This window comes from Streptomyces sp. NPDC045678 (assembly GCF_056432085.1).
Genome location: NZ_JBWKJS010000002.1, coordinates 370,284 through 391,205, shown reverse-complemented (window position 1 = coordinate 391,205; position 20,922 = coordinate 370,284). Strand labels below are relative to the sequence as shown.

Below are 20,922 nucleotides of genomic sequence, written 5' to 3'. Positions count from 1 at the left end.
GCCGCCGCGCCGCCGTCACGGCACTCCCGCCCGCGCGGATCAGAGCCAGTCGCGCGGCAGCGTCTCGTTCCAGGTGCGGGAGAAGACGCGGCGTTCGCCCTCGTAGCCGTCCAGGGTCGCGTCGACGAAGAAGTGGTCCTCGTCGCACCTGAGTGTCGTCCGGGTCCGCACGCTCACGTCCCACTCGTCCCGCCGGAACCGCATGGTCCAGTCGGACTCGCCGCCCACCGACGTGAAGTCGTCGCCGGTGGCCGTGTACCGCTCGAAGGCACGGCATCCGACGTCGAGCCCGATCTCGTCGTAGCGCACGGTGCCCCGGTCCTTGACGATCTCCAGGGAGGAGTCGTACCCGACCAGGTCACGCTTGACCTCCCAGCGCTGCTCAGGAGGGGACAGCTGGGTGGTGGCGAGCGGTTCGGTGCCCTCGGGCTCGCCGAACGGCCGCTGGGGCGCGTTGTCCGGTTCCGCCGTCGGGCGCACCGGCAGGCGCAGCGCGCTGGACCCCTCGTACACGCTGAGCAGCACGGGACGCGGCGGCGGCCAGGCCAGCGGCCAGTAGGACGTCGACAGCGAGAGCCGGATCCGGTGGCCGGGCGGGAACGACTGGGCGACGCCGTTGAGCTGGAGCGTCGCGCGGTAGCGGCGCCCCGGTTCGAGCGGTTCGGGTTCGCCCGTGCCGTCCCTGTGCGTCAGGTTGAGGACGCCGTACGTCACCCGGGTGGCACGGCCGTCGGGGGCGACGTCGGAGATCCGGGCGGCGACCGTGGCCACCGGCTCACTGACCGACAGATCGAGTTCGACGGCCGGCGAACCGAGGATCTCCACCGTCTCGGTCAGCTCGGGCGAGTCGAAGACGAGCGAGCCGCCGTCCTCCTCGCGCTGGTCGTAGGGCAGGTCCGGCGGCGCGTTGTAGGAGGCCCACTTTCCCGCGAACTGGCCCACGGAGAGCGGCGACTGCACGGTCATGGCCTCGCCCGTCTCCGCCTCGCCCGCCCTCAGGATGCGGTGCCGCGCCAACGGGTGGCTCACGTGCTCGATGTGCGGGGAAGGCCAGTCGGGCTCACCGACCCAGCGCCCGGGCCGCTCCTCGTAGGAGGTGGAGGGCGGCACGCTCTCCTGCATCCAGGCCCGCAGCATCGGGCCCTCCATCACACCGTTGTCCTCACCCTTGAGCCAGTGGTCCCACCACCGCACCACCTCTTGCAGGTAGCCGATGGCGGGGCCGGGCTCGCCCAGGTGCGGGTACTTGTGGGACCACGGTCCGATGAGGCCCTTGCGCGGCACGTCGAGGTGGGCCAGGAGCCGGGTCACGGCGTTGGAGTAGCCGTCCGCCCAGCCGCTGGAGGCGAGGACGGGGCACTGGACGCTCCGGTAGTCCTCGCAGACCGAGGCGTGCCGCCAGTACGCGTCGCGGCGCTGGTGGCGCAGCCACTCCAGGACCCACGGCTTGGCGTGGTCCAGCCGTTCCTGCCACATGTCCCGCCAGCGGTCGCCGACGACCGCCGGGTCCGGCGGGCAGGTCGCGTAGGCGAACATGGTGCCCGCCTCGGCGAGGTTGTCCGACAGCATCGCGCCGCCCATGTAGTGCATGTCGTCGGCGTAGCGGTCGTCGGTGAACGAGGAGAGGACGACGGCGCGCAGGCTCGGCGGCCGCCGGGCCGCGACCTGAAGGGCGGCGAAGGCACCCCAGGAGATGCCCATCATGCCCGTGGAGCCGTCGCACCAGGGCTGCTCCGCCAGCCAGGCGAGCACCTCCTCGGCGTCCGTCTGCTCCTGCTCCAGGTACTCGTCGGTGAGCACGCCCTCGGACTCGCCGGTGCCGCGCAGATCGACGCGCACGCACGCGTACCCGTGCCCCGCGATGTACGGGTGGTGGATCGAGTCGCGCTGCGAGCTCAGGTCGCGTTTGCGGTACGGGATGTACTCCAGGACCGCGGGCACCGGATCGTCGTCCGAGCAGGTGGGACGCCAGATGCGGGCCGACAGCCGGACGCCGTCGGACAGGGGGATGACGACGTGTTCTTCTTCTTTCGTCGCGTACGGGAGATTGCCCACGTAACGCATGGGGGAGGGCCGTCCTCTCGGTCGCTTTCCCGCCGGGGGAGGGCGGGTTCTGTTCTGGTTGCCGGTGCGGGCCGGTCTAGTCGTTCTTGAGGTCGCGGCCGCCGGGCTCGGTGTCGTCGAAGACCAGCCCCAGCGCGGCGACGCACTGGTCGTACTTGCGGCGCAGATCCTGCTCGCTGTCGCCGCCGGTGCTGATGTGGGCCAGCTCGAAGCTGTAGCTGTCCTGGTGGGTGACCTCGGAGAGCTTCCTGCCCTCCTCGGCGAGCACGTCGACGCTCACGCCCGGGATGTCGTGCTCGATCCGCTCGATCTCCTCGGGCGTCGGCACCTGGTGCGACACGCCGTCGGCGAACCACCGGTAGTACCACTTGGCCGCTGCCTTGTAGGGGCCCGCGCGGTGGGGGAGCGCGGGGTCCTCGTCGAAGGCGAGACTGACCATGCAGTGGTGGTTGGGGACCCCGTCGACGTACGCAAAGAGCTCCGCGTGAGCCTGTGAGTGCCTCGGGTTGATCTCCAGGAGGTTGATGGCGTCCGTGCTCGGGTCGTAGAAGTACTCGATGCTGAAGGTCGCCGCGTCCATGCCGATCTGCCGCATCACCCGCTCCGACACGTCGTGCAGGCGCTGTACCACGGGCCCCGGCAGGGCGGAGGGGTACTGATGGCGCAGGAAGCAGGAGGAGTCGGGGTAGTTGATGGAGTCGAGGACCCCGTAGATGGTCACCTCGCCCCGGTGGACGTATCCCTCCACGGCGACCTGGACGCCCGAGAGCGCCTCCTCCGCGAGGCACACCTCGGCACCGACGCCCTCCATCTCGGGGGGCAGGTCCACCTGCCGCAATATGTGTTCGAAGGGGCGGCCGACCCGGCTGATCCCGGCCTTGATCCGGGCGCAGGCCTCACGGAACTCGTCCTCGTCCCGCACGCTGTACGCCAGCTCCGAGGAATAGGACAGCGCGGGCTTCAGCCACATCGGGAACCGCACGCCCTCGGGCGGCCGCGGCTCGTCCGCGTCCAGGTCGACCCGGCCGAAGCGCGGGTGCTCGTCGATGACCTTCTGCTGCTCCAGCCTGCTCCAGTACTTGTGCTCACACTTGACGACCGACTCCAGGCTGGTGCTGCGCGTGCCGTAGCGGTCGCCGAGTATCGCCACGAGCGTGCTGACGGGGAAGTCCCAGTAGCCGACGATCGCGTCGATGCTGCCGTCGAACGAGTCGAGGATGCCCTGCGCCTTTTCGAGCAGTGCCGGTACGGAGACCTCGCCGCCCTGCAGCTCCTCGACGGTGAGCAGCGGGTGGAAGCGGTAGGACTCCGCGTCGGGGACGCTGCTCAGCGTGGGCAGGTTCGCGTCGTCGAGGCCGATCACGAAGACGTTCTTCGGCTGGGCCTGTGAGTGTGCGGTCACGAATTGTCCTCCTGTCGCAGTGGAAGCCGCCGAGTACCCAAGGGCGGTAAAGACACACGTCAGGGAGGTGATCGCCGCGATGGCGCGGTCGGAGCTCAGACCGGCAGCAGCCGCGCGATGAGCGCGCTGAGCTGCTGCGCGGTGCGGCACTCGTGCATCTCGACGAGTCCGGCGTACGCGTACGCCGCCGAGTCGCCGGTCGACCACTGTCGGCGCGCCTCGGGGTTGAGCCAGTACACCCGGCGGGCCCGTTCGGCGATGTGCCGCAGGGCGGGGAGGTTGGGGTCGCTCATGTTCGTGCGGGCGTCGCCGAGGACGAAGACCGTGGAGCGCGGGCCGACCGCGTCGGCGTACCGCTCGGCGAACTCGCCCAGGGACGTGCCGTAGTCGCTGCTGCCGTGCCACCCCGTCACCGTCGCCTCGCCCAGGATGCGGGCGCCGAGGCCCGCCGGGTCGGCGCTGCCGTGCCCGAGCAGTCCCGTCACCTCGTCGACCCGGTTGACGAACGCGAACACCCGCACCTTGCTGAACTGGTCGTGCAGGGCCTGGACCAGCAGCATGGTGAAGTTCGCGAAGCCGGCGACCGACCCGGAGACGTCGCAGAGCAGGATCAGCTCGGGGCGTGCGGGACGGCGGCGCCGCAGCACCGGACGCATCGGCACACCGCCCGTCGACAGCGAACCGCGCAGGGTGCGCCGCAGGTCGATGCTGCCGTGCGCGGCCCTGCGGCGCCGGGCGGCGAGCCGCGTCGCGAGCTTCCGGGCGAGCGGATGCACCGCCCGACGGAGTTCGTCCAGCTGTCCGCGGCCCGCGAGGAGGAAATCGACGCGGTCGGCGGTGGTGGCCACGGCGCGGCGGGCGATCTCCTCGGTGCCGCGCCGCTCGGCGACCCGGCGGCGCGCCTCGGTCCGTACGCGCTCGCGGAAGCCCTCGATGCGGCGCCGGACCTCGTCGGCCAGCAGGCGGTCGGTGAAGGCGGCCTGCGCCGTCTCCTGTCCGGCCGATTCCGCGCGGAGGGCGGCGAGCACGCGCGCGAGCAGCGTCTCCGGCCGCAGTCTGCTCAGCGTCTGGTACGAGGACCAGCCGTCCCCTCCCTGACCGGAGCTCCTACCGGCGGAGCCCCCTCCTGCGGAGTCCCCGCCCCGGGAGGACGAGCCGTACCCGCCGAAGCCGTCGACGGCCTCGCCCGCCAGCTGTGCGAGGAGGGCCTGGTCGTCCGCGGCGAGCGCGGCGACGAGCCGTTCGCGCAGCGCGTCCCGGTCTGCGTCACCGCGTACCGGCGCGCCGACACCCGCCGGAAAGTACAGATCGAAGACGGGGTCGAAGACCGCACGCTGGCTCTCCCGGTGCAGCAGCGCGGCGGCGAGCCCTTCCCTGACCCGCTCCCTGTCGGCGAGACCGAGCGCCTCCAGGGCGGCCGCGGCGTCGACGGTCTCGCCGGGTCCGATGCGCAGGCCGTGCGACCGGAGTGTCTTGACCAGCCCGGTGAGCCGCCCGGTGATCCCGTCGGAGGAGGCGGCGGAGGAAAGGGGCGGACCGTCGAGCGGCGCCGTCACACCGTGTCCAGATCCAGCTTGGCCGCGGCCTTCAGCACGTCGTCCTGATGCTTGAGCACGACACCGAGGCTGTCGCGCACGACGGCCTCTTCCAGAGTGTCCGCGCCGAGCGCGAGCAGCGTCCTCGCCCAGTCGATGGTCTCCGCGACCGACGGCACCTTCCGCAGGTCCATCGCGCGCAGCGCGCCGACCACCCGCACCACCGAGGCGGCGAGCGCCTCGTCGAGACCGGGCACCTTCATCCGGACGATGCGACGCTCCAACTCCTCCTCGGGAAAGCCGATGTGGAGGAAGAGGCAGCGGCGACGCAGCGCCTCGGACAGCTCGCGGCTCGCGTTGGAGGTGAGGACGACGAACGGACGGCACTCCGCACTGATCGTGCCCAGCTCCGGCACCGTGACCTGGAAGTCGCTCAGGACCTCAAGGAGGAGACCCTCGACCTCGACGTCGGCCTTGTCCGTCTCGTCGATCAGCAGGACCTTCGGCTCGGCGCCGCGGATCGCGGTCAGCAACGGCCGCGGGAGCAGGAACTCCTCGCTGAAGATGTCGGTGCGCGTCTCGTCCCACGACTCGTCGCGGCCCGCGGTGATGCGCAGCAACTGCTTGGCGTGGTTCCACTCGTACAGGGCGCGGGACTCGTCGACGCCCTCGTAGCACTGGAGCCGCACGAGCCGCGCGTCGGCGACCGCGGCGACGGCTTTCGCAAGCTCCGTCTTGCCGACCCCCGCGGGCCCCTCCACCAGGAGCGGCTTGCCGAGCCGGTCCGCGAGGAACACGGTGGTGGCGACGGCGGGCGAGGCCAGATAGCCGGTGGTGGCCAGGCGTGCGGCGACGTCGTCGACGGACGTGAAGTACCCGGTCGTCATGCGGAGTTCTCCTGTGCTCTACGGCTCCACCGGTGCCGTCCCCGGGTCCCGGTCCCTCGTAGCCGATCAGGTCGGGACGCCCCTCCACAACGGACGGACACCGTTTGCGTCGAACGTCACTCCCTGCCGTGCGGAGCTCCTCGCCGCCGGAGCTCCGCACGGCAGCCGGTTACCGGTCGGAACGCACTATGGGTTAGAAAGGCGGCAAATGTTTCATCACGGTGGCATCGGTTCACCAGGAAGCCGGGGGCGGACATGGCAGGGCACGGCATACCCGAGGCCTATCTCGACGGCTATGACCGGATCCTGGCCGCCGCGGCGGCGACCGGACGGCGGCTGACCCGGGACGAACTGGACTCGCGGCGCGCGCTGGGGGAGCGGGCCGCGGAAGCGGGGCTCGGGCTGCGGGCGCTGGTGGGCGCGCACCTCTCGGCGACCCGCGCCCACTGGCCCGCCGCCGGGGGCGCCCCCGCCGACCGTGTCCTTGCCGCCGTCGAACAGGCCGTGGACGCCCTCGCCGAAGGGTACGAACGGGCGCAGCGCCTGGCGGTGCGCCAACAGGAGGCCGCCCGGCGGGAGTTCGTCGACGACCTGCTCCACGGACGCAGCGACCTCGGCAGGCTCGCCGAACGTGCCGAACGCTTCGGGCTGCGTCTCTCCTACGAACACGCGGTCGCCGTCGCCCAGGGCCCGCGCGGCTACGAGGAGGGGGACGCCGTGCCGCGCGAGGTGGAGGCCGCCCTCGTCGGCCGGTTCGGTGACCGCAGCGTCCTGCTCACGACGAAGGAGGGCCGGCTGGTGTGCATCGCCCCCGGTGACCAGGGCGAGGTCCTCGCCTTCTTCGCCAAGCACGCGTACGCCGCCATCGACGGCGCCCGCGTCGTCATCGGCCGACCGCAGCCGGGCCCCGGCGGTGTCGTCCAGTCGTACGAGGAAGCGCTCAACGCCCTGGACCTGGCGGAGCGGCTCGAGCTCGACGAACCCGTGCTGCACGCCGCCGACCTGCTGGTCTACCCCGTGCTGACCCGCGACCGGCAGGCCATGGCCGATCTGGTGGTCCATACGCTCGGCCCGCTGCGGCAGGCCCGGGGCGGCGCGCAGCCCCTCATCGACACGCTCACCGCGTTCTTCGACTCGGGCTGTGTCGCGGCGGAGGCGGCCCGTCGTCTCTCGCTGAGCGTGCGCGCCCTGACGTACCGCCTCGAGCGCATTCACCGGCTCACCGGCGTCAATCCGGCCGACCCCGTGCACCGCTACACGCTCCAGACCGCGGTGATCGGTGCCCGCCTGCTCGACTGGCCCGACCAGCCGTTCTAGCCCAGCCGTTCAAGCCCGGCCGGTTTCAGCCCAGGCGCGGGATCTCGATGGCCGGGCAGCGGTCCATGACCATGTCCAGGCCCGCCGCGCGCGTCCTGTCGTACGCCGCCTCGTCGATCACGCCCAGCTGGAACCAGACCGCCCGCGCACCGGCGGCGACCGCGTCGTCGGCGACCGGGCCCGCCAGCGAGCTGTTGACGAACACGTCCACCACGTCGACCGGGAACGGCACGGCGGACAGGGACGTGTACCCCTGCTCGCCGTGGACCGTCTCGGCCTTGGGGTGGACGGGCACCACGCGCTTGCCGAAGTGCTGCAGGACCGACGCGACACGGAACGCCGCCCGGTCCCGGTTGTTCGACAGACCCACGACGGCCCAGGTGTCGCCGAGCTCCGTCAGGATCCTGCGCACCGTCTCGTCGTCGCCGTACATGGCCTGCCTCCTCGTGTGTCGCGGCGGGATGCCGTCAGGGCTGTGCCCGGGTCAGACGTTCACGCCGAAGTCCGACGCGATGCCGCGCAGCCCACTCGCATAACCCTGGCCGACCGCACGGAATTTCCACTCCGCACCGTGCCGGTAGAGCTCGCCGAAGACCATGGCGGTCTCCGTGGAGGCGTCCTCCGACAGGTCGTAGCGCGCGATCTCCACGTTGTCCGCCTGGTTCACCACGCGGATGAACGCGTTGCGGACCTGCCCGAAGCTCTGGCCGCGGTTCTCGGCGTCGTGGATCGACACCGGGAAGACGATCTTCGAGATGTCCGCGGGCACCTGCGCCAGGTTCACCTTCACGGCCTCGTCGTCGCCCTCGCCCTCACCGGTGAGGTTGTCTCCGGTGTGCTCGACCGAACCGTCGGGGCTCGTCAGGTTGTTGTAGAAGACGAAGTGCTGGTCGGAGACGACCTTGCCGGACTCGTCGCAGAGCAGGGCACTGGCGTCGAGGTCGTAGTCCGTGCCGGTCGTGGTGCGGACGTCCCAGCCCAGGCCGACCACGACGGCGGTGAGGCCCGGGGCCTCCTTGCTGAGCGAGACGTTGCCGCCCTTGGCCAGCGAAACTCCCACGATGTCCTCCTACGGTCCGAGTTCTGGATCGGGTTGTCGATCTGGATCTGACTCACTGAAATCTACAGGAGTGTAGAAGTGGGTGGTGCGGTGGCGCCCCGTTACCATAGGGCGCTCCCCGTCCGCCGAGGAGTACAGAGAGGCTGGAGGGATCGCGGGCATGACGCACCACGACGAGCACGATCCGCACGGCGAGCGCGACGCGCACGGCGAGCGGCAGCCGCGGCTGCGCCGACGCGCGCAGGGCGAGCTGGAGTCACAGGTGCTCGCCGCGCTGCACACCGCGCGCGGACCGGTCAGCGCGGCCTGGGTGCAGGAGCGGCTCGGCGGCGACCTCGCGTACACCACCGTCATGACGATCCTCACCCGTCTCCTCGCGAAGGACGTCGTCACCCGCGAGCGCGCGGGCCGCTCCTTCGCGTGGACGCCCGCGTCGGACGAGGCCGGGCTCGCCGCCTTCCGCATGCGCAAGGTGCTCGACGGCGAGAGCGACCGCGAGGCCGTGCTCGCCAGCTTCGTCACGACGCTCACCCCCGACGACGAGCAGCTCCTGCGCGACCTGCTCGGACAAGCCGGCGCCGAGGCCGACGACTGACGCCTGATGGGGGTTATCCGCTGATGGGCGTCTTCGTCTTCCTGCCGCTCGTGCTGCCGCTGACCGCGTGGCCGATCGCCCGCCTCGCCGAGCAGCACCTCCACCCGCGCACCGCGACGCGGCTCCTCACCGCCGTCGCCGGGGTGATGGCGCTGTGCAGCACGCTCTGCCTCGCCCTGCTGATGGTCGTCGGCACCGCCCAGCTGCCCGGCAACCCGCTGCCGGACGGGTGGTCCGACCCCGAGGTGCGCGCGGCCGTTCCCTACGACGAGGTGGCCGGGAAGGTCGCGATCCCCGCGCTGCTCGTCGTGTGCGCGGCCGGCCTGCGCACGCTCTGGCGGCACGTCACGGTGCGCCGCCGCGGGCGCCGTGCTCTCGAAGGGCTGCGCGGCGGCTCCGTCGCGGTCGTCGTCGACGAGGCGTCGTACGCCTACGCCCTGCCCTCGCGCCGCGGCGGCCGTGTCGTCGTGACCACCGGGATGCTGTCCCGGCTCGCCGCCCCGGAGCGCCGCGCGCTGTTCGCCCACGAGCGGGCGCACCTGTCGGCGCGGCACCACCGCCATCTGCTCGTCACACAGCTCGCCGCTCGCGCCAACCCCTTCCTGTGGCCGCTGCGCACCTCCGTCGCCTTCGCCGCGGAGCGCTGGGCCGACGAGGCGGCGGCCCGCGCGGTGCGGGACCGCCGGGTCGTCGCCCGGGCGATCGGCAAGGCCGCACTGGTCTCGCGGAGCGCGCCCGCGCCGACCCTGGCGGGGCTCGCGGCGCCGGGTCCCGTGCCGCGCCGCGTCGCCGCGCTCCTCGCCCCGGCCCCGTCCACCGCCACCCGGCCCTCCGTGTTCACGGGGGTGGGGCTCGCCCTGTGGTCCGCCGCGTTCGGCACCGCCGTGTCCGCGATGTCCTCGGCGAACGCCGCCGTCACGATGGTCCTCATCCTGCGGGCGGCGACACCGCTCTGACGACCGGCCGCGGTGGACCGCCCCGGTGCGGGCGGTCCACCGGCACGACTAGAGGTCGAACTCGTGCGGCGGCAGGTCCAGCGCGAAGCACGCCTCGCGCACGACGGCCTGCTCGTCCTTGTCGAAGTCGCCGTCGGCGCCGCCGATGACGATGCCGATCTGGATGACCGCGCGGGCCTCGGCCGGCTTCTTCTTCGCCTTGGCGACCTCCTGGAGCACGCTCACCTTGCCGAACGCGAAGTCGGCGGTCAGCTTGTCCACGTACTCGTCGAAGCGGCGGCGCAGGTCGTCCGCGGGGAAGTTCTGCAGCACTTCGTTCGTGCCGATCAGCTGCGCCACACGCTGGCGCTCGGACGGGTCGACGGTGCCGTCGGCCGCCGCCACCAGTGCGCACATCGCCATGCTCGCGTCGCGGAAGGCTCCGCTCTTGAGGTCGTTCTTCTTCGCCATCAGCTGGGTCTGCATCGTCGATGCGGATTCCTTGACGCGGTCCCACAGGGCCATGGGGGCACTCCATAAACGTATCGATGTATCAGGGGTGTTGGACAAGTCCCCGGTACGCTGCGCGCAGGTCCGGGTCCCCGCCAGTTTCTACAGCAGAGTAGAAACTAGCAGTCGGGCCGAGAAGTTCCCGCCCAGCGGAAGGTGCGCGTGATGACTCCGACGGCACAAGAACTCCTGCGGACCACGGCAGCCCGCCTCGCCCCCGACCCGGACAGGAACCCGGTCGTGCCGTGCATCGCCGACGGCCGGGCGGAGCTGCGGACGGTCGCGCTCCTCGCGCTGGAGCAGCGGCATCTGATCCCCGCGGACCGGCGTTCCTTCCAGCACCTGGCCCGGCGGGCCACCGAGTCGAAGGACCTGGAATCGGCCGCCTTCTTCGAAACCGTCGCCGACGGGGAGAGCCTCGCGAGGGAACGGCTCGACCCGCTGTTCGAGGCGTGCGGAGTGAGCAAGACCGAGGCGTCGACGTACGAACCGCACCCCGGGTGCCAGGCCTACCCGGCGTACGTCGCCTGGCTCGCCCTGAACGGCGAACCGGCCGACGTCGTCCTCGCCCTCACCGCCAACTTCGCCGCCTGGGGCCAGTCCTGTGCCACGGTCGCGCGTGGACTGCGCGACCATTACAACTTCGACGACGAGGCGTGCGGCTTCTTCGACCTGTTCGCGGAGCCGGCCCCGGACCTCGACCGGCAGGCCCTCGCCGCGGTACGGGCGGGCCTCGACCGGGACCGGGTCACGGCGGCTCATCTGCGATTCGGCCGTCTCCTCGCGCACTACGAGGACATGTTCTGGACGACTCTCGCGGAGCGGTCCGCTCTTCCCAGATGATCCCCCCGCACAGTACGGTCCTGGCAACCCGGGCCAAGGGGTTCAGCTTTGGGAGTACGCGCGTGACCGCACCCACCTCGTCCCAACCCGCCTCCGCCGCGCCCGCCGGTGCTGACGGCCTCAGCGGCGGTGCCATCGGCACCGGCGACCTAGTCTTCTTCGTCGTGGCGGCCGCCGCCCCGCTCACCGTGATGGCGGGTGTGGCCCCACTGGCCATCGGCATGGCGGGCGACGCGGCGCCGCTCGGCTATCTCCTCTCCGGACTGCTCCTCGTCGTCTTCGCCGCGGGGTTCACCGCCATGAGCCGGTTCGTGCGCAACGCCGGAGCGTTCTACGCGTACATCGGACGGGGGCTCGGGCGTCCCGCGGGAGCAGGTTCCGCGTACGTCGCCCTCGTCGCGTACAACTCCATCGAGGTCGGACTGCTCGCCGCCTTCGGGTGGTTCACCGAATCCGGCTTCGAGGACCTCACCGGTGTCCGCGTGGCCTGGTGGATCTGGGCGACCGCGGGCCTCGTCGCCATCGGCGTGCTCGGCTACCTGCGGGTCACGCTCAGCGCCAGGATCCTCGGTGTCGCGCTCGTCCTGGAAGTCCTCGTGCTCTTCGTCTTCGAAGCGGGTGTCCTCGCGGACGGGGGCGGCCCGCAGGGGCTCGACTTCGGCACGCTCTCGCCCGCCGGGCTCGGGGAGCCGGGCGTCGGCGGCATGTTCGTCCTGGCCATAGGAGCGTTCATCGGCTTCGAGGCGACGGCGATCTACGCGGAGGAGGCGCGGCAGCCCGAGCGGACCGTGCCCCGGGCCACCTATGCGGCGGTGACGTTCCTCGCCCTCTTCTACACCTTCACCATCTGGATGATCATCAACGCGTACGGGTCCGACCGCGCTCAAGCCGTCGCCTCCGGGGACGGCGGCGCCGACATGGTGTTCTCCGCCACCGAACGGTTCGCCGGCGCATGGGCCGCCGACTCCATGCACGTGCTGATCATCACCAGCGCCTTCGCCGCCACGCTGGCCTTCCACAACGGCGCCGCCCGCTACTTCTACGCCCTGGGCAGGGAAGGTCTGCTGCCCGCCCGGCTCGGCACGGTGTCGTCGAAGACGCGGGCGCCGGCCGTCGCGGTGCTCACGCAGTCGGCCGTCGCGCTCGCCGTGATCGTCGTGACGATGCTCGGCGGGGCCGATCCGTACACCGTCACCTTCCTGTGGAGCAGCGGCACCGGCATCCTCGGAGTGATGCTGCTGCAGGCACTCGCGGCGCTCGCCGTGTACGGGTTCTTCCGCCGCGACCGGCGAGGCGTGCCGTCCTGGCGCGTGGTCGCCGCACCCCTGCTGGCCTGCGCGGGGCTCATCGTCATGATCGTCCTGGTCTGCGCCGACCTCGACCTGCTCACCGGGGCGTCCAGGGGTGTCAACGTGGCCCTGATCGCTCCGTTGCCGCTGTTGTTCGTGGTGGGGGCGGGGGTGGCGTTGCGGATGAGGCGGCGCGCACCTGCGGCGTACGCGCGGCTGACGACGGTGGACGCCGAACGCGCGTGAACGTTTCCCGGTTCCTGGTTCCCGTTTCCAAGGAGGCAGCGACAGCATGACGGCAGCAGCGACTCTCGTCTTCCTCGGCGCGGTCCGCACCGGGAGCGTCACCACCGCCACGACGACCGGCACGACCACCGCCCTCGCCGTCCGCGGCGGCCGCGTCCTCGCGCTCGGCGACGAGGCCCGCGCCCTCGCCCCCACCGCCGACGAAGTCGTCGACATCGGCGACGGACTGCTGATGGCCGCCTTCGGAGACGGGCATGCCCACCCGCTCTTCGGCGGCCTGGAGAGTTTTGGGCCGCAGATCAAGGAGCTGGACTCCGTCGACGCGATCGTCGCCGAAGTCGGACGGTGGGCGCGGCGGCACCCTGAGGCGAAGTGGATCGTCGGCGCCTCCTACGACCCCGCGCTCGCGCCCGGCGGCGAGTTCGACGCGCGTCGGCTCGACGCCGCGGTGCCCGACCGGCCCGTCGTCCTGCGTGCCCACGATTACCACACCGTGTGGTGCAACACCGAGGCGCTGCGCAGGGCCGGAGTGACGGAGGCGACTCCGGAGCCGCGCCTCGGCCGGATCGTGCGCCGCGCGGACGGCAGCCCGCTCGGCACCCTGCGCGAATGGCACGCCTGCGACCTCGTGCTCGACCAGGTGCCCGCGCGGGACGAGGACGAGCTCGTGGAGGCGATCCGGCGCGCCGGCCACGCGTACGCGCGCGCGGGCATCACCTGGGCCCAGGACGCCTGGGTCGAACCGGAGGCGGCGGACGCCTACCTCGCCGCCGTCCGGCGCGGGGCCCTCGTCCTCCGTGTCGACCTGGCCCAGCGCGCCGATCCCGACCGCTGGCGCGAGCAGCGCGAACCGTTCGCGGCGACCCGCACGCGCGTGGCGGCCGAAGGCGGGGAACTGCTCACCGCGCGGACGGTGAAGTACTTCAGCGACGGCGTCGTCGAGGGCGGTACGGCCGCCATGCTGGCCCCCTACGTGGATGCCCCGCACAGCTGCGGCATGCCGGTGTGGGAGCCCAGCGCCCTCGCCGAAGCCGTGCGGGCCTTCGACGCCGACGGCTTCCAGACGCACATCCACGCCATCGGCGACGCCGGAGTCCGTGCGGCGCTCGACGCCGTCGAGTCCGCGATCGCCGCCAACCCTGCCTGGGACCGGCGGCCGGTGATCACCCACGTCCAGATCGTCGACCCCGCCGACCTGCCGCGCTTCGCCGAACTGGGCGTCATCGCCAACTTCGAGCCCCTGTGGGCGCAGCCGGACCCGCTCCAGACCGAGCTGTCCGTTCCGCGCATCGGCGCGGAGCGAGCCGCGTTGCAGTACCCGATGGGAGAGCTGGCGCGGAGCGGTGTACGGCTGTCCTTCGGCAGCGACTGGCCGGTCAGCTCACACGTACCGCTGGAGGGTATTCAAGTCGCCGTCACCAGGCGTACGTTCACGGGCGAGCCCGCAGAGGGCTGGCTCCCGCACCAGCGGCTCACCGTCGACCAGGCGCTGACGGCCGCCACGGCCGGCGTCGCCCACCAGGCGGGCGCCGACGACCGCCTCGCCCTCGTCCCGGGCGCCCCCGCCGACCTGGTCCTGCTCTCCACCGACCCCCGCACGGCCGACCCGATGGAAATCCGCCACACGCGCGTGCTCGGCACGTGGCTGAGCGGACGCCCCACGTACAGGGACCGGAGCGAGTGACCGGCTGTCCGGATGAGCGAGCGCCCCGGCGGATGGATGAGTAAATGACCCGGCCGCTGGATGAGCGAGTGGCCGGGTCGCCTGGGCGAGCGGGCGCTCCCGCCCGAGTGAGCGGGCGCCCCCGCCTTGGTAGGCGAGTGCCCCGGCCGCTGGGAAGGGCAAGTGACCCGGTCGCTCGGGTGAGCGAGTGGCCCGGTCGCCTGGGTGAGTGAGGGCCCCGCCCTGGTAGGCGAGCGCGCCGACCATCCGGATGAGCCAGTGACCCGGCCGCCCGGATGAGCGAGTGGCTTGGCCGCTCGGGTGAGTGAGGACCCCCGCTCTGGTAGGTGGGCGCTCCGGTCGCCGGGAAGGGCAAGGGACACGGGTCGCCCGGGAAGGGTGAGTGGCCGGGTCGTCTGGGTGAGCGGGCGCTCCCGCTCTGGTAGGCGAGCGCTGCGGCCGCCCGGATGAGCAAGTGACCCGGTCGCTCGGGTGAGCGAGTGGCCCGGTCGTCTGGGTGAGTGAGGGCCCCCGCTCTGGTAGGTGGGCGCTCCGATCGCCGGGAAGGGCAAGTGACCCGGCCGCCGGGAAGGGCAAGTGACCCGGCCGCCCGGATGAGCAAGGGACCCGGCCGCCCGGAAGAGCAAGCGGCCGGGGCGCCCCGAGTCAGCGCAGCACGATGGCCGTGGCGGCGATTCCGTTCCGCACGATCCACCGTCCGGAGAACCCCTTCAGTTCGACGCCCGCCACCACGGGCCCCTCGACCAGCAGCCGAGCGGTGAACGTTCCGTCCGCGGCGAGTTCCACCCGGGCGTCCTCGAAGCCGAGCCAGCGCCCGGTCAGCGGGAACCACGTCTTGTAGACGGACTCCTTCGCGCTGAACAGCAGCCGGTCCCAGGGCGTGGTCGGCTGCCGCGTGCCGAGCGAGGCCAGCACGGCACGCTCCGTCTCGTCGGCGACCAGGTTCAGGACGTCGGGGTCGCGCAGCGGCTCGCCCGGCTCGGCGTCGATGCCGACGGAGGTCACCTCGCCCGCGCGGGCGACGACCGCCGCGCGGTACCCGGCGCAGTGCGTCATGCTGCCGACGACGCCGTCCGGCCAGCCGGGGGCGCCCCGGTGTCCCGGCAGGATCGGCGCGGGCGGTACGCCGATGCGGGCCAGCGCGGTGCGGGCACAGTGCCGCACGGTCCTGAACTCGTTGCGCCGTTTGTCCACCGCGTTGGCGACCACCGCCTCCTCCTCCGGGAAGAGGACGGCGTCGGCCGGGTCGACGTGGGTCTCGACCACGGTGACGGGCACGCCGGCGAGCAGAGTGGCCAAGGGTCCCGCAGGATCCGGGACTTGGCGCGCGGGTATCGAAGGTGACGTCACGGGAGATCACGGTACCGGGTGACCCGCACACGAGTGCGGGCTGTGGCCCACGCCACCCGGCCGCCCTCCCGGGTGCGGACGACCTCCGGCGAGCGCCTACGCTGGCGTGATGCAGGACGAGTACCGCACAGTGGCCCGCGAGGGCGTGCACGAGACCGAGATCAACCGCTCGCGCTTCCTGTGCGCCCTGGCACCCGCGGCCACCGAGCGGGAGGCCCAGGAATTCGTCGCGCGCATCCGCAAGGAGCACCCGACCGCGAGCCACAACTGCTTCGCGTACGTGATCGGGGCCGACGCGGCCGTGCAGAAGGCGAGCGACGACGGCGAGCCCGGCGGCACCGCGGGCGCCCCGATGCTCCAGATGCTGATGCGCCGCGACATGCGCTACGTCGCCGCGGTCGTGACCCGCTACTACGGAGGGGTCAAGCTCGGCGCCGGGGGACTCATCCGCGCCTACGGAGGATCGGTCGGCGAGGCGCTCGACACACTCGGCACGGTCACCCGCCGCCGTTTCCGCCTCGCCACCGTCACGGTCGACCACCAGCGCGCGGGCAAGGTCCAGAACGATCTGCGGGCGGCGGGCCGCGAGGTGCGCGACGTCCGCTACGGCGACGCCGTCACGATCGAGATCGGCCTGCCCGACGCCGATGTGGAGGCCTTCCGCGGCTGGCTCGCGGACGCCACCGCCGGCAGTGCCGTGCTGGAGCTCGGGGGAGAGGCGTACGGGGATGCCTGAGTCGGGTGGAACCGGCGCGGGTGCGCGGGGAGACGGCGGCCCCGTACGAGGGCCGCGAGGGGTCTGGAGCGGCGGCGCCGCACGAGGGCCGCGGGGAGTTACGGGAGTGGCCGCCCGTGATGTCCGACCCGCCCGATAGTCTCGGGAATCATGAGGCTGCTGCACACGTCCGACTGGCACCTGGGCCGCTCGTTCCACCGCGTGAACATGCTCGACGCCCAGGCCGCGTTCATCGGCCACCTGTTGGCGACCGTGCGCGAGCGCGACGTGGACGCCGTCGTGGTGGCCGGGGACGTGTACGACAGAGCGGTGCCCCCGCTCGCGGCCGTCGAGCTCTTCGACGACGCCCTGCACCGGCTCGCCGACCTCGGCGTGCCGACGGTCATGATCTCCGGGAACCACGACTCGGCGCGCCGCCTCGGCGTGGGCGCGGGCCTCATCGACCGCGCGGGCATCCATCTGCGCACCGACCCGGCCGCGTGCGCGGAGCCGGTGATCCTCACCGACGCTCACGGAGACGTGGCGTTCTACGGCCTGCCCTACCTCGAACCGGCGCTGGTGAAGGACGAGTTCGCGGTGGACAGGGCAGGACACGAGGCGGTCATCGGTGCCGCCATGGACCGTGTCCGGGCCGACCTCGCCGGCCGCGCGCCCGGCACCCGCTCCGTCGTCCTCGCCCATGCCTTCGTCAGTGGCGGTCAGGTCAGCGACAGCGAGCGCGACATCACCGTCGGCGGGGTCGCGGCCGTGCCCGCCGGAGTCTTCGACGGCGTGGACTACGCGGCCCTGGGCCACCTGCACGGCAGCCAGACCCTCGGTGAGCGCGTGCGCTACTCGGGGTCGCCCCTGCCGTACTCGTTCTCCGAGGCCGACCACCGCAAGAGCATGTGGCTCGTCGACCTGGGACCCGACGGGCAGCTCGGGGCCGAGCGCGTCGACTGCCCGGTGCCGCGCGCGCTCGCCCGCATCAGGGGCACCCTCGACGAACTGCTCGACGACCCGGACCTCGCCCGCCATGAGGACGCGTGGGTCGAGGCCACCCTCACCGACGCGGTGCGCCCCGACGACCCGATGGCCAGGCTCTGCGAGCGCTTCCCGCACACGCTCAGCCTCGTCTTCGCGCCCGACCGGGCCCCGGACGACCCGGACGTCTCGTACGCCCAGCGGCTCCGGGACCGCAGCGACCAGCAGATCGCCGAGGACTTCGTGGCCCACGTGCGCGGTGCGGGACCCGACGAGCAGGAACAGGAAGTGCTGCGTTCGGCGTTCGACGCGGTCCGCACCGACGCCACGCTGCGCGAGGTCGCCCGATGAGACTCCACCGGCTCCGCATCACCGCCTTCGGGCCGTTCGGCACGACCCAGGACATCGACTTCGACGACCTCAGTGCCGCCGGTCTCTTCCTGCTGCACGGGCCGACCGGCGCGGGCAAGACGTCCGTCCTGGACGCGGTGTGCTACGCGCTCTACGGCTCGGTGCCGGGCGCCCGGCAGCAGGGCGGCGGACAGGGCATGACGCTGCGCAGCGACCACGCGCAGCAGGGCACGCGCACGGAGGTGTGCCTCGAGCTGACCGTCGCGGGACGCCGCCTGGAGGTCACCCGGCAGCCTCCGTGGGAGCGCCCCAAGAAGCGCGGCACGGGCACCACGACGGAGAAGGCGCAGAGCTGGCTGCGCGAGTACGACGCCGGGGAGGGCCCGGACGGCGGATGGAAGGCACTCAGCCGGTCCCACCAGGAGATCGGTGAGGAGATCAGCCAGCTCCTCGGCATGAGCAAGGAACAGTTCTGCCAGGTCGTGCTCCTGCCCCAGGGAGACTTCGCCCGGTTCCTGCGCGCGGACGCCGAGGCGCGCGGCAAACTGCTCGGGCGTCTCTTCGACACGCGCAGGTTCGCCGCCGTGGAACAGCGGCTCGCCGAGCAGCGGCGCACCACCGAGGCCGAGGTCAAGGAGGGCGACGCCGCCCTCCTCGCCGACGCGCACCGCATGCAGCAGGCCGCGAGCGAGGGGGGCCAGGAAGCCGAACTGCCCCTGCCCGACCTCGCGCCCGGCGACCCCGGCCTGGCGGACGCGGTCCTCACCTGGGCGGCCGTCGCCCGCACGGGCGCCAGAGAACGCCTCGCCACCACCCACTGCGCGCTCGCCGCCGCCGAATCCGCCCAGGCAGGCGCGGAACGCCGACTCGGTGACGTACGCGAACTCGACCGTCTGCAGCGCCGGTTCGCCGAAGCACGGACGCGGGCCGAACAGCTCCACGCGCGCGTGGACGAACAGCGCGACCTCGAAGAGCGCCTGGAACGGGCCCGGAAGGCCGAGAAGATCGCGCCCGCGCTCGGGCTGCGCGACACGGCCGACGCGGAGCACCGCCGCGCCGCGGAAGCCGAGGCCCGCGCGCGCGGCCGGCTGCCCGACACGTTCGCGTCGTCCGGAGCGGCGGGCCTCGCCGCCGCCGCGCGCACGGCCGCCGAGGAGCTGGGCGGCCTGGCATCGGCCCGGCGCGCCGAGGGACGTACCGCCGAGATCACCGCCGAACGCACCGCGCTGGACCGTCAGGAACGCGCGGACGACGAGCTGCTCCAGGAGGCCTCGGGCTGGCTCGACGGCTGGGAGACGACCCGGGCCACGCTCCAGGAGCGCATCGAGTCCGCCCAGGAGGCCGCGACCCGCGCCGAACGTCTGGGGGGCCTGCTCGCACCCGCCGAGGCCCGCCTGGACGCGGCCCGCCGCCGCGACCGGCTCGCCCGGGACGTGGCCGAGGCGCAGGAACACGCCCTCGCCGCCCGCGAGTCCGCCACCGAGGCCCACGAACACTGGCTCGCCCTCAAGGAGCAGCGCCTCACCGGCATCGCCGCCGAACTCGCGGCCCACCTGAGCGACGGCGAACCCTGCGCGGTGTGCGGAGCCACGGAACACCCCTCCCCCGCACGGAAGGTGGCCGGACACGTGGACCGGCAGGCCGAGGAGGCGGCGCTCGCCGCCCACCGCCGCGCGGACGAATCCCGGACGGCCGCCGAGCGCGCCCTCGGGGACGTGAGGGAGTCCCTGGCCGCGGCGAAGGCCGCGGCGCGGGGCGGCCCGGCGACGAACCCGCACGAGACCTCGCCTGATGGCCCACCGGACGAGGACCCGACCTCCGACGAACTCGCCGCGTCCGTGGACGCGTTGCGAGGCGAGTACACCGAGGCCAGGGACCGGGCCTCCGGGCTGCACGCCGCTCGCGAGGCCCTGGCGCGGGCCGAGCGCGAGTACGACCGCAGGCTCGCCCAGCAGCAGGAGGCCGCGCGGCGCGCCGCGTCCAGGGCGACGCTGCGTGACGCCCTGGAGCGCGAACAGCAGTCCCTCGACGCCGAGTTGACCCGCGCGCGGGGCGCCACCGGCAGCGTCGCCGACCGCGCCGCCCAGCTGGAGCGGCAGGCCGCGCTGCTCACCGAGGCCGCCGACGCCGTCCGCGCCGCCGACGACACCGCAGAGCGCCTCAAGGACGCCGACGCGCGACTCGCCGACGCGGCCTTCCGTGCCGGGTTCGACACGCCGACGGCCGCCGCGGCCGCCCTTCTCGACGACGTCAGGTACCGCGAGATCCAGCACCGCATCGACGCCTGGCGGAACGACGACGCCGCCGTGCGGTCCGTCCTCGCCGAACCGGACACGGCCGCCGCGGCACAGCAGCCGCCGGCCGACCTCCGGGCCGCCGGGGACGCCGCCGAGGCCGCTGCCCGACGCCTCCGGGACGCGGCCTCCGCGCGGGACGCCGCCGCACGGCGCTGCGCCGAACTCGACCGGCTCTCCGCCCGCACGGCCGCGGCGACACGCAGGCTTGCGCCGCTGCGCGCCGCGTACGACCGGGTGGCCCGCATGGCCGGACTCGCCGCGGGCACCTCGGCCGACAACGAACGCAGGATGCGCCTGGAGTCGTACGTGCTCGCGGCCCGCCTCGAGCAGGTGGCCGCGGCCGCGACCGCCCGGCTGCACCGCATGTCGGCGGGCCGCTACACCCTCGTCCACTCCGACGACCGCACCGGACGCGGCCGTTCGGGCCTCGGGCTCCACGTGGTCGACGCCTGGACGGGCCGCGAGCGCGACACCGCGACCCTCTCCGGCGGCGAGACGTTCTTCGCCTCCCTCGCCCTCGCGCTGGGCCTCGCGGACGTCGTCACCGACGAGGCGGGCGGCGTCCGGCTCGACACGCTCTTCATCGACGAGGGCTTCGGCAGCCTCGACGACCAGACACTCGACGAGGTCCTCGACGTCCTCGACTCCCTCCGCGAGCGGGACCGCAGCGTCGGCATCGTCAGCCACGTCGCGGACCTGCGCCGACGGGTGCACGCACAGCTGGAGGTGGTGAAGGGCAGGGCCGGATCGGCGGTACGCCGACGGACCGGGTCCTGAGGACGGCCGTCGGCCCGGAACCCCGTGCTGCGCAGGCGAGTTGATGTGACAAGCTGACGCAAGCCGTGTGCGGGACAGGGG

17 protein-coding genes are annotated in these 20,922 nt (G+C 72.8%); 9 read left to right on the top strand and 8 right to left on the bottom strand.

Annotated elements, in window-relative coordinates; all coding sequences use genetic code 11:
* Positions 1–39: 39 nt before the first annotated feature.
* The 4 genes from AC07DO_RS08280 to AC07DO_RS08265 all read right to left on the bottom strand — a co-directional run bounded on the left by AC07DO_RS08280 (position 40) and on the right by AC07DO_RS08265 (position 5,888).
* Positions 40–2,064: a CocE/NonD family hydrolase gene (locus tag AC07DO_RS08280; protein ID WP_479057844.1), complete on the bottom strand. Its 2,025-nt coding sequence runs from the start codon at positions 2,062–2,064 to the stop codon at positions 40–42.
* Positions 2,065–2,140: 76 nt separating this feature from the next.
* The gene (locus AC07DO_RS08275) at positions 2,141–3,466 is read right to left on the bottom strand and encodes an ATP-grasp domain-containing protein (protein ID WP_479057843.1); all 1,326 of its coding nucleotides are present in this window, start codon (positions 3,464–3,466) and stop codon (positions 2,141–2,143) included.
* A 95-nt stretch (positions 3,467–3,561) separates the two neighbouring features.
* The gene (locus tag AC07DO_RS08270) at positions 3,562–4,968 is read right to left on the bottom strand and encodes a VWA domain-containing protein (protein ID WP_479058565.1); all 1,407 of its coding nucleotides are present in this window, start codon (positions 4,966–4,968) and stop codon (positions 3,562–3,564) included.
* 50 nt (positions 4,969–5,018) lie between these two features.
* The gene (locus AC07DO_RS08265) at positions 5,019–5,888 is read right to left on the bottom strand and encodes an AAA family ATPase (RefSeq protein WP_479057842.1); all 870 of its coding nucleotides are present in this window, start codon (positions 5,886–5,888) and stop codon (positions 5,019–5,021) included.
* A 255-nt stretch (positions 5,889–6,143) separates the two neighbouring features.
* Between AC07DO_RS08265 and AC07DO_RS08260 the strand changes: the two genes are divergently transcribed.
* On the top strand, positions 6,144–7,205 hold the full coding sequence (locus AC07DO_RS08260; protein ID WP_479057841.1) for a PucR family transcriptional regulator: 1,062 nt from the start codon (positions 6,144–6,146) through the stop codon (positions 7,203–7,205).
* Between the two features lie 25 nt (positions 7,206–7,230).
* Here the strand turns inward: AC07DO_RS08260 and AC07DO_RS08255 are convergent, their stop codons facing one another.
* The gene (locus AC07DO_RS08255) at positions 7,231–7,638 is read right to left on the bottom strand and encodes a CoA-binding protein (RefSeq protein WP_479057840.1); all 408 of its coding nucleotides are present in this window, start codon (positions 7,636–7,638) and stop codon (positions 7,231–7,233) included.
* 51 nt (positions 7,639–7,689) lie between these two features.
* Positions 7,690–8,265 carry a TerD family protein gene (locus AC07DO_RS08250; protein ID WP_150182060.1) on the bottom strand — a complete coding sequence of 192 codons (576 nt, stop codon included), beginning with the start codon at positions 8,263–8,265 and terminating at the stop codon, positions 7,690–7,692.
* Between the two features lie 160 nt (positions 8,266–8,425).
* On the opposite strand from AC07DO_RS08250, the gene AC07DO_RS08245 reads away from it, so the two are divergent.
* Together AC07DO_RS08245 and AC07DO_RS08240 are read left to right on the top strand one after the other, a co-directional pair.
* A complete protein-coding gene (locus AC07DO_RS08245; protein WP_479057839.1) occupies positions 8,426–8,860 on the top strand; it encodes a BlaI/MecI/CopY family transcriptional regulator in 435 nt (144 codons plus the stop codon).
* A 23-nt stretch (positions 8,861–8,883) separates the two neighbouring features.
* Entirely contained in the window at positions 8,884–9,816 is a 933-nt protein-coding gene (locus tag AC07DO_RS08240) for a M56 family metallopeptidase (protein ID WP_479057838.1), read from the top strand.
* A gap of 48 nt (positions 9,817–9,864) precedes the next feature.
* Here the strand turns inward: AC07DO_RS08240 and AC07DO_RS08235 are convergent, their stop codons facing one another.
* A complete protein-coding gene (locus AC07DO_RS08235; RefSeq protein ID WP_150164242.1) occupies positions 9,865–10,320 on the bottom strand; it encodes a tellurite resistance TerB family protein in 456 nt (151 codons plus the stop codon).
* 150 nt (positions 10,321–10,470) lie between these two features.
* Here AC07DO_RS08235 and AC07DO_RS08230 point away from each other — a divergent pair, with 150 nt between their 5' ends.
* The 3 genes from AC07DO_RS08230 (at position 10,471) to AC07DO_RS08220 (ending at position 14,367) form a co-directional block, all read left to right on the top strand.
* Positions 10,471–11,148, top strand: coding sequence for a thiaminase II/PqqC family protein (locus tag AC07DO_RS08230; protein WP_479057837.1), 678 nt, complete (start codon positions 10,471–10,473; stop codon positions 11,146–11,148).
* Positions 11,149–11,210: 62 nt separating this feature from the next.
* Positions 11,211–12,683, top strand: a complete 1,473-nt coding sequence (locus AC07DO_RS08225; RefSeq protein ID WP_479057836.1) for an APC family permease — start codon at positions 11,211–11,213, stop codon at positions 12,681–12,683.
* Between the two features lie 46 nt (positions 12,684–12,729).
* Positions 12,730–14,367 (top strand): amidohydrolase, encoded by a 1,638-nt coding sequence (locus AC07DO_RS08220; protein WP_479057835.1) that lies wholly within the window; start codon positions 12,730–12,732, stop codon positions 14,365–14,367.
* A gap of 645 nt (positions 14,368–15,012) precedes the next feature.
* Here AC07DO_RS08220 and AC07DO_RS08215 read toward each other — a convergent pair.
* Positions 15,013–15,666: a 4'-phosphopantetheinyl transferase family protein gene (locus tag AC07DO_RS08215; RefSeq protein WP_479057834.1), complete on the bottom strand. Its 654-nt coding sequence runs from the start codon at positions 15,664–15,666 to the stop codon at positions 15,013–15,015.
* Between the two features lie 160 nt (positions 15,667–15,826).
* On the opposite strand from AC07DO_RS08215, the gene AC07DO_RS08210 reads away from it, so the two are divergent.
* From AC07DO_RS08210 to AC07DO_RS08200, 3 genes are all read left to right on the top strand, one after another.
* Positions 15,827–16,453 carry a YigZ family protein gene (locus AC07DO_RS08210; RefSeq protein WP_479057833.1) on the top strand — a complete coding sequence of 209 codons (627 nt, stop codon included), beginning with the start codon at positions 15,827–15,829 and terminating at the stop codon, positions 16,451–16,453.
* Positions 16,454–16,603: 150 nt separating this feature from the next.
* Positions 16,604–17,767, top strand: a complete 1,164-nt coding sequence (locus tag AC07DO_RS08205; RefSeq protein ID WP_479057832.1) for an exonuclease SbcCD subunit D — start codon at positions 16,604–16,606, stop codon at positions 17,765–17,767.
* Positions 17,764–20,841, top strand: coding sequence for an AAA family ATPase (locus AC07DO_RS08200; protein ID WP_479057831.1), 3,078 nt, complete (start codon positions 17,764–17,766; stop codon positions 20,839–20,841). Before AC07DO_RS08205 ends, AC07DO_RS08200 begins: the two co-directional genes overlap by 4 nt.
* The last annotated feature ends 81 nt before the right edge of the window (positions 20,842–20,922 follow it).

Coding starts and splice junctions, on each gene's coding strand:
- AC07DO_RS08220 (WP_479057835.1), top strand. CDS start 12,730: ATGACGGCAGCAGCGACTCTCGTCTTCCTCGGCGCGGTCCGCACCGGG.
- AC07DO_RS08235 (WP_150164242.1), bottom strand. CDS start 10,320: ATGGCCCTGTGGGACCGCGTCAAGGAATCCGCATCGACGATGCAGACC.
- AC07DO_RS08255 (WP_479057840.1), bottom strand. CDS start 7,638: ATGTACGGCGACGACGAGACGGTGCGCAGGATCCTGACGGAGCTCGGC.
- AC07DO_RS08210 (WP_479057833.1), top strand. CDS start 15,827: ATGCAGGACGAGTACCGCACAGTGGCCCGCGAGGGCGTGCACGAGACC.
- AC07DO_RS08260 (WP_479057841.1), top strand. CDS start 6,144: ATGGCAGGGCACGGCATACCCGAGGCCTATCTCGACGGCTATGACCGG.
- AC07DO_RS08200 (WP_479057831.1), top strand. CDS start 17,764: ATGAGACTCCACCGGCTCCGCATCACCGCCTTCGGGCCGTTCGGCACG.
- AC07DO_RS08240 (WP_479057838.1), top strand. CDS start 8,884: ATGGGCGTCTTCGTCTTCCTGCCGCTCGTGCTGCCGCTGACCGCGTGG.
- AC07DO_RS08205 (WP_479057832.1), top strand. CDS start 16,604: ATGAGGCTGCTGCACACGTCCGACTGGCACCTGGGCCGCTCGTTCCAC.
- AC07DO_RS08280 (WP_479057844.1), bottom strand. CDS start 2,064: ATGCGTTACGTGGGCAATCTCCCGTACGCGACGAAAGAAGAAGAACAC.
- AC07DO_RS08230 (WP_479057837.1), top strand. CDS start 10,471: ATGACTCCGACGGCACAAGAACTCCTGCGGACCACGGCAGCCCGCCTC.
- AC07DO_RS08245 (WP_479057839.1), top strand. CDS start 8,426: ATGACGCACCACGACGAGCACGATCCGCACGGCGAGCGCGACGCGCAC.
- AC07DO_RS08265 (WP_479057842.1), bottom strand. CDS start 5,888: ATGACGACCGGGTACTTCACGTCCGTCGACGACGTCGCCGCACGCCTG.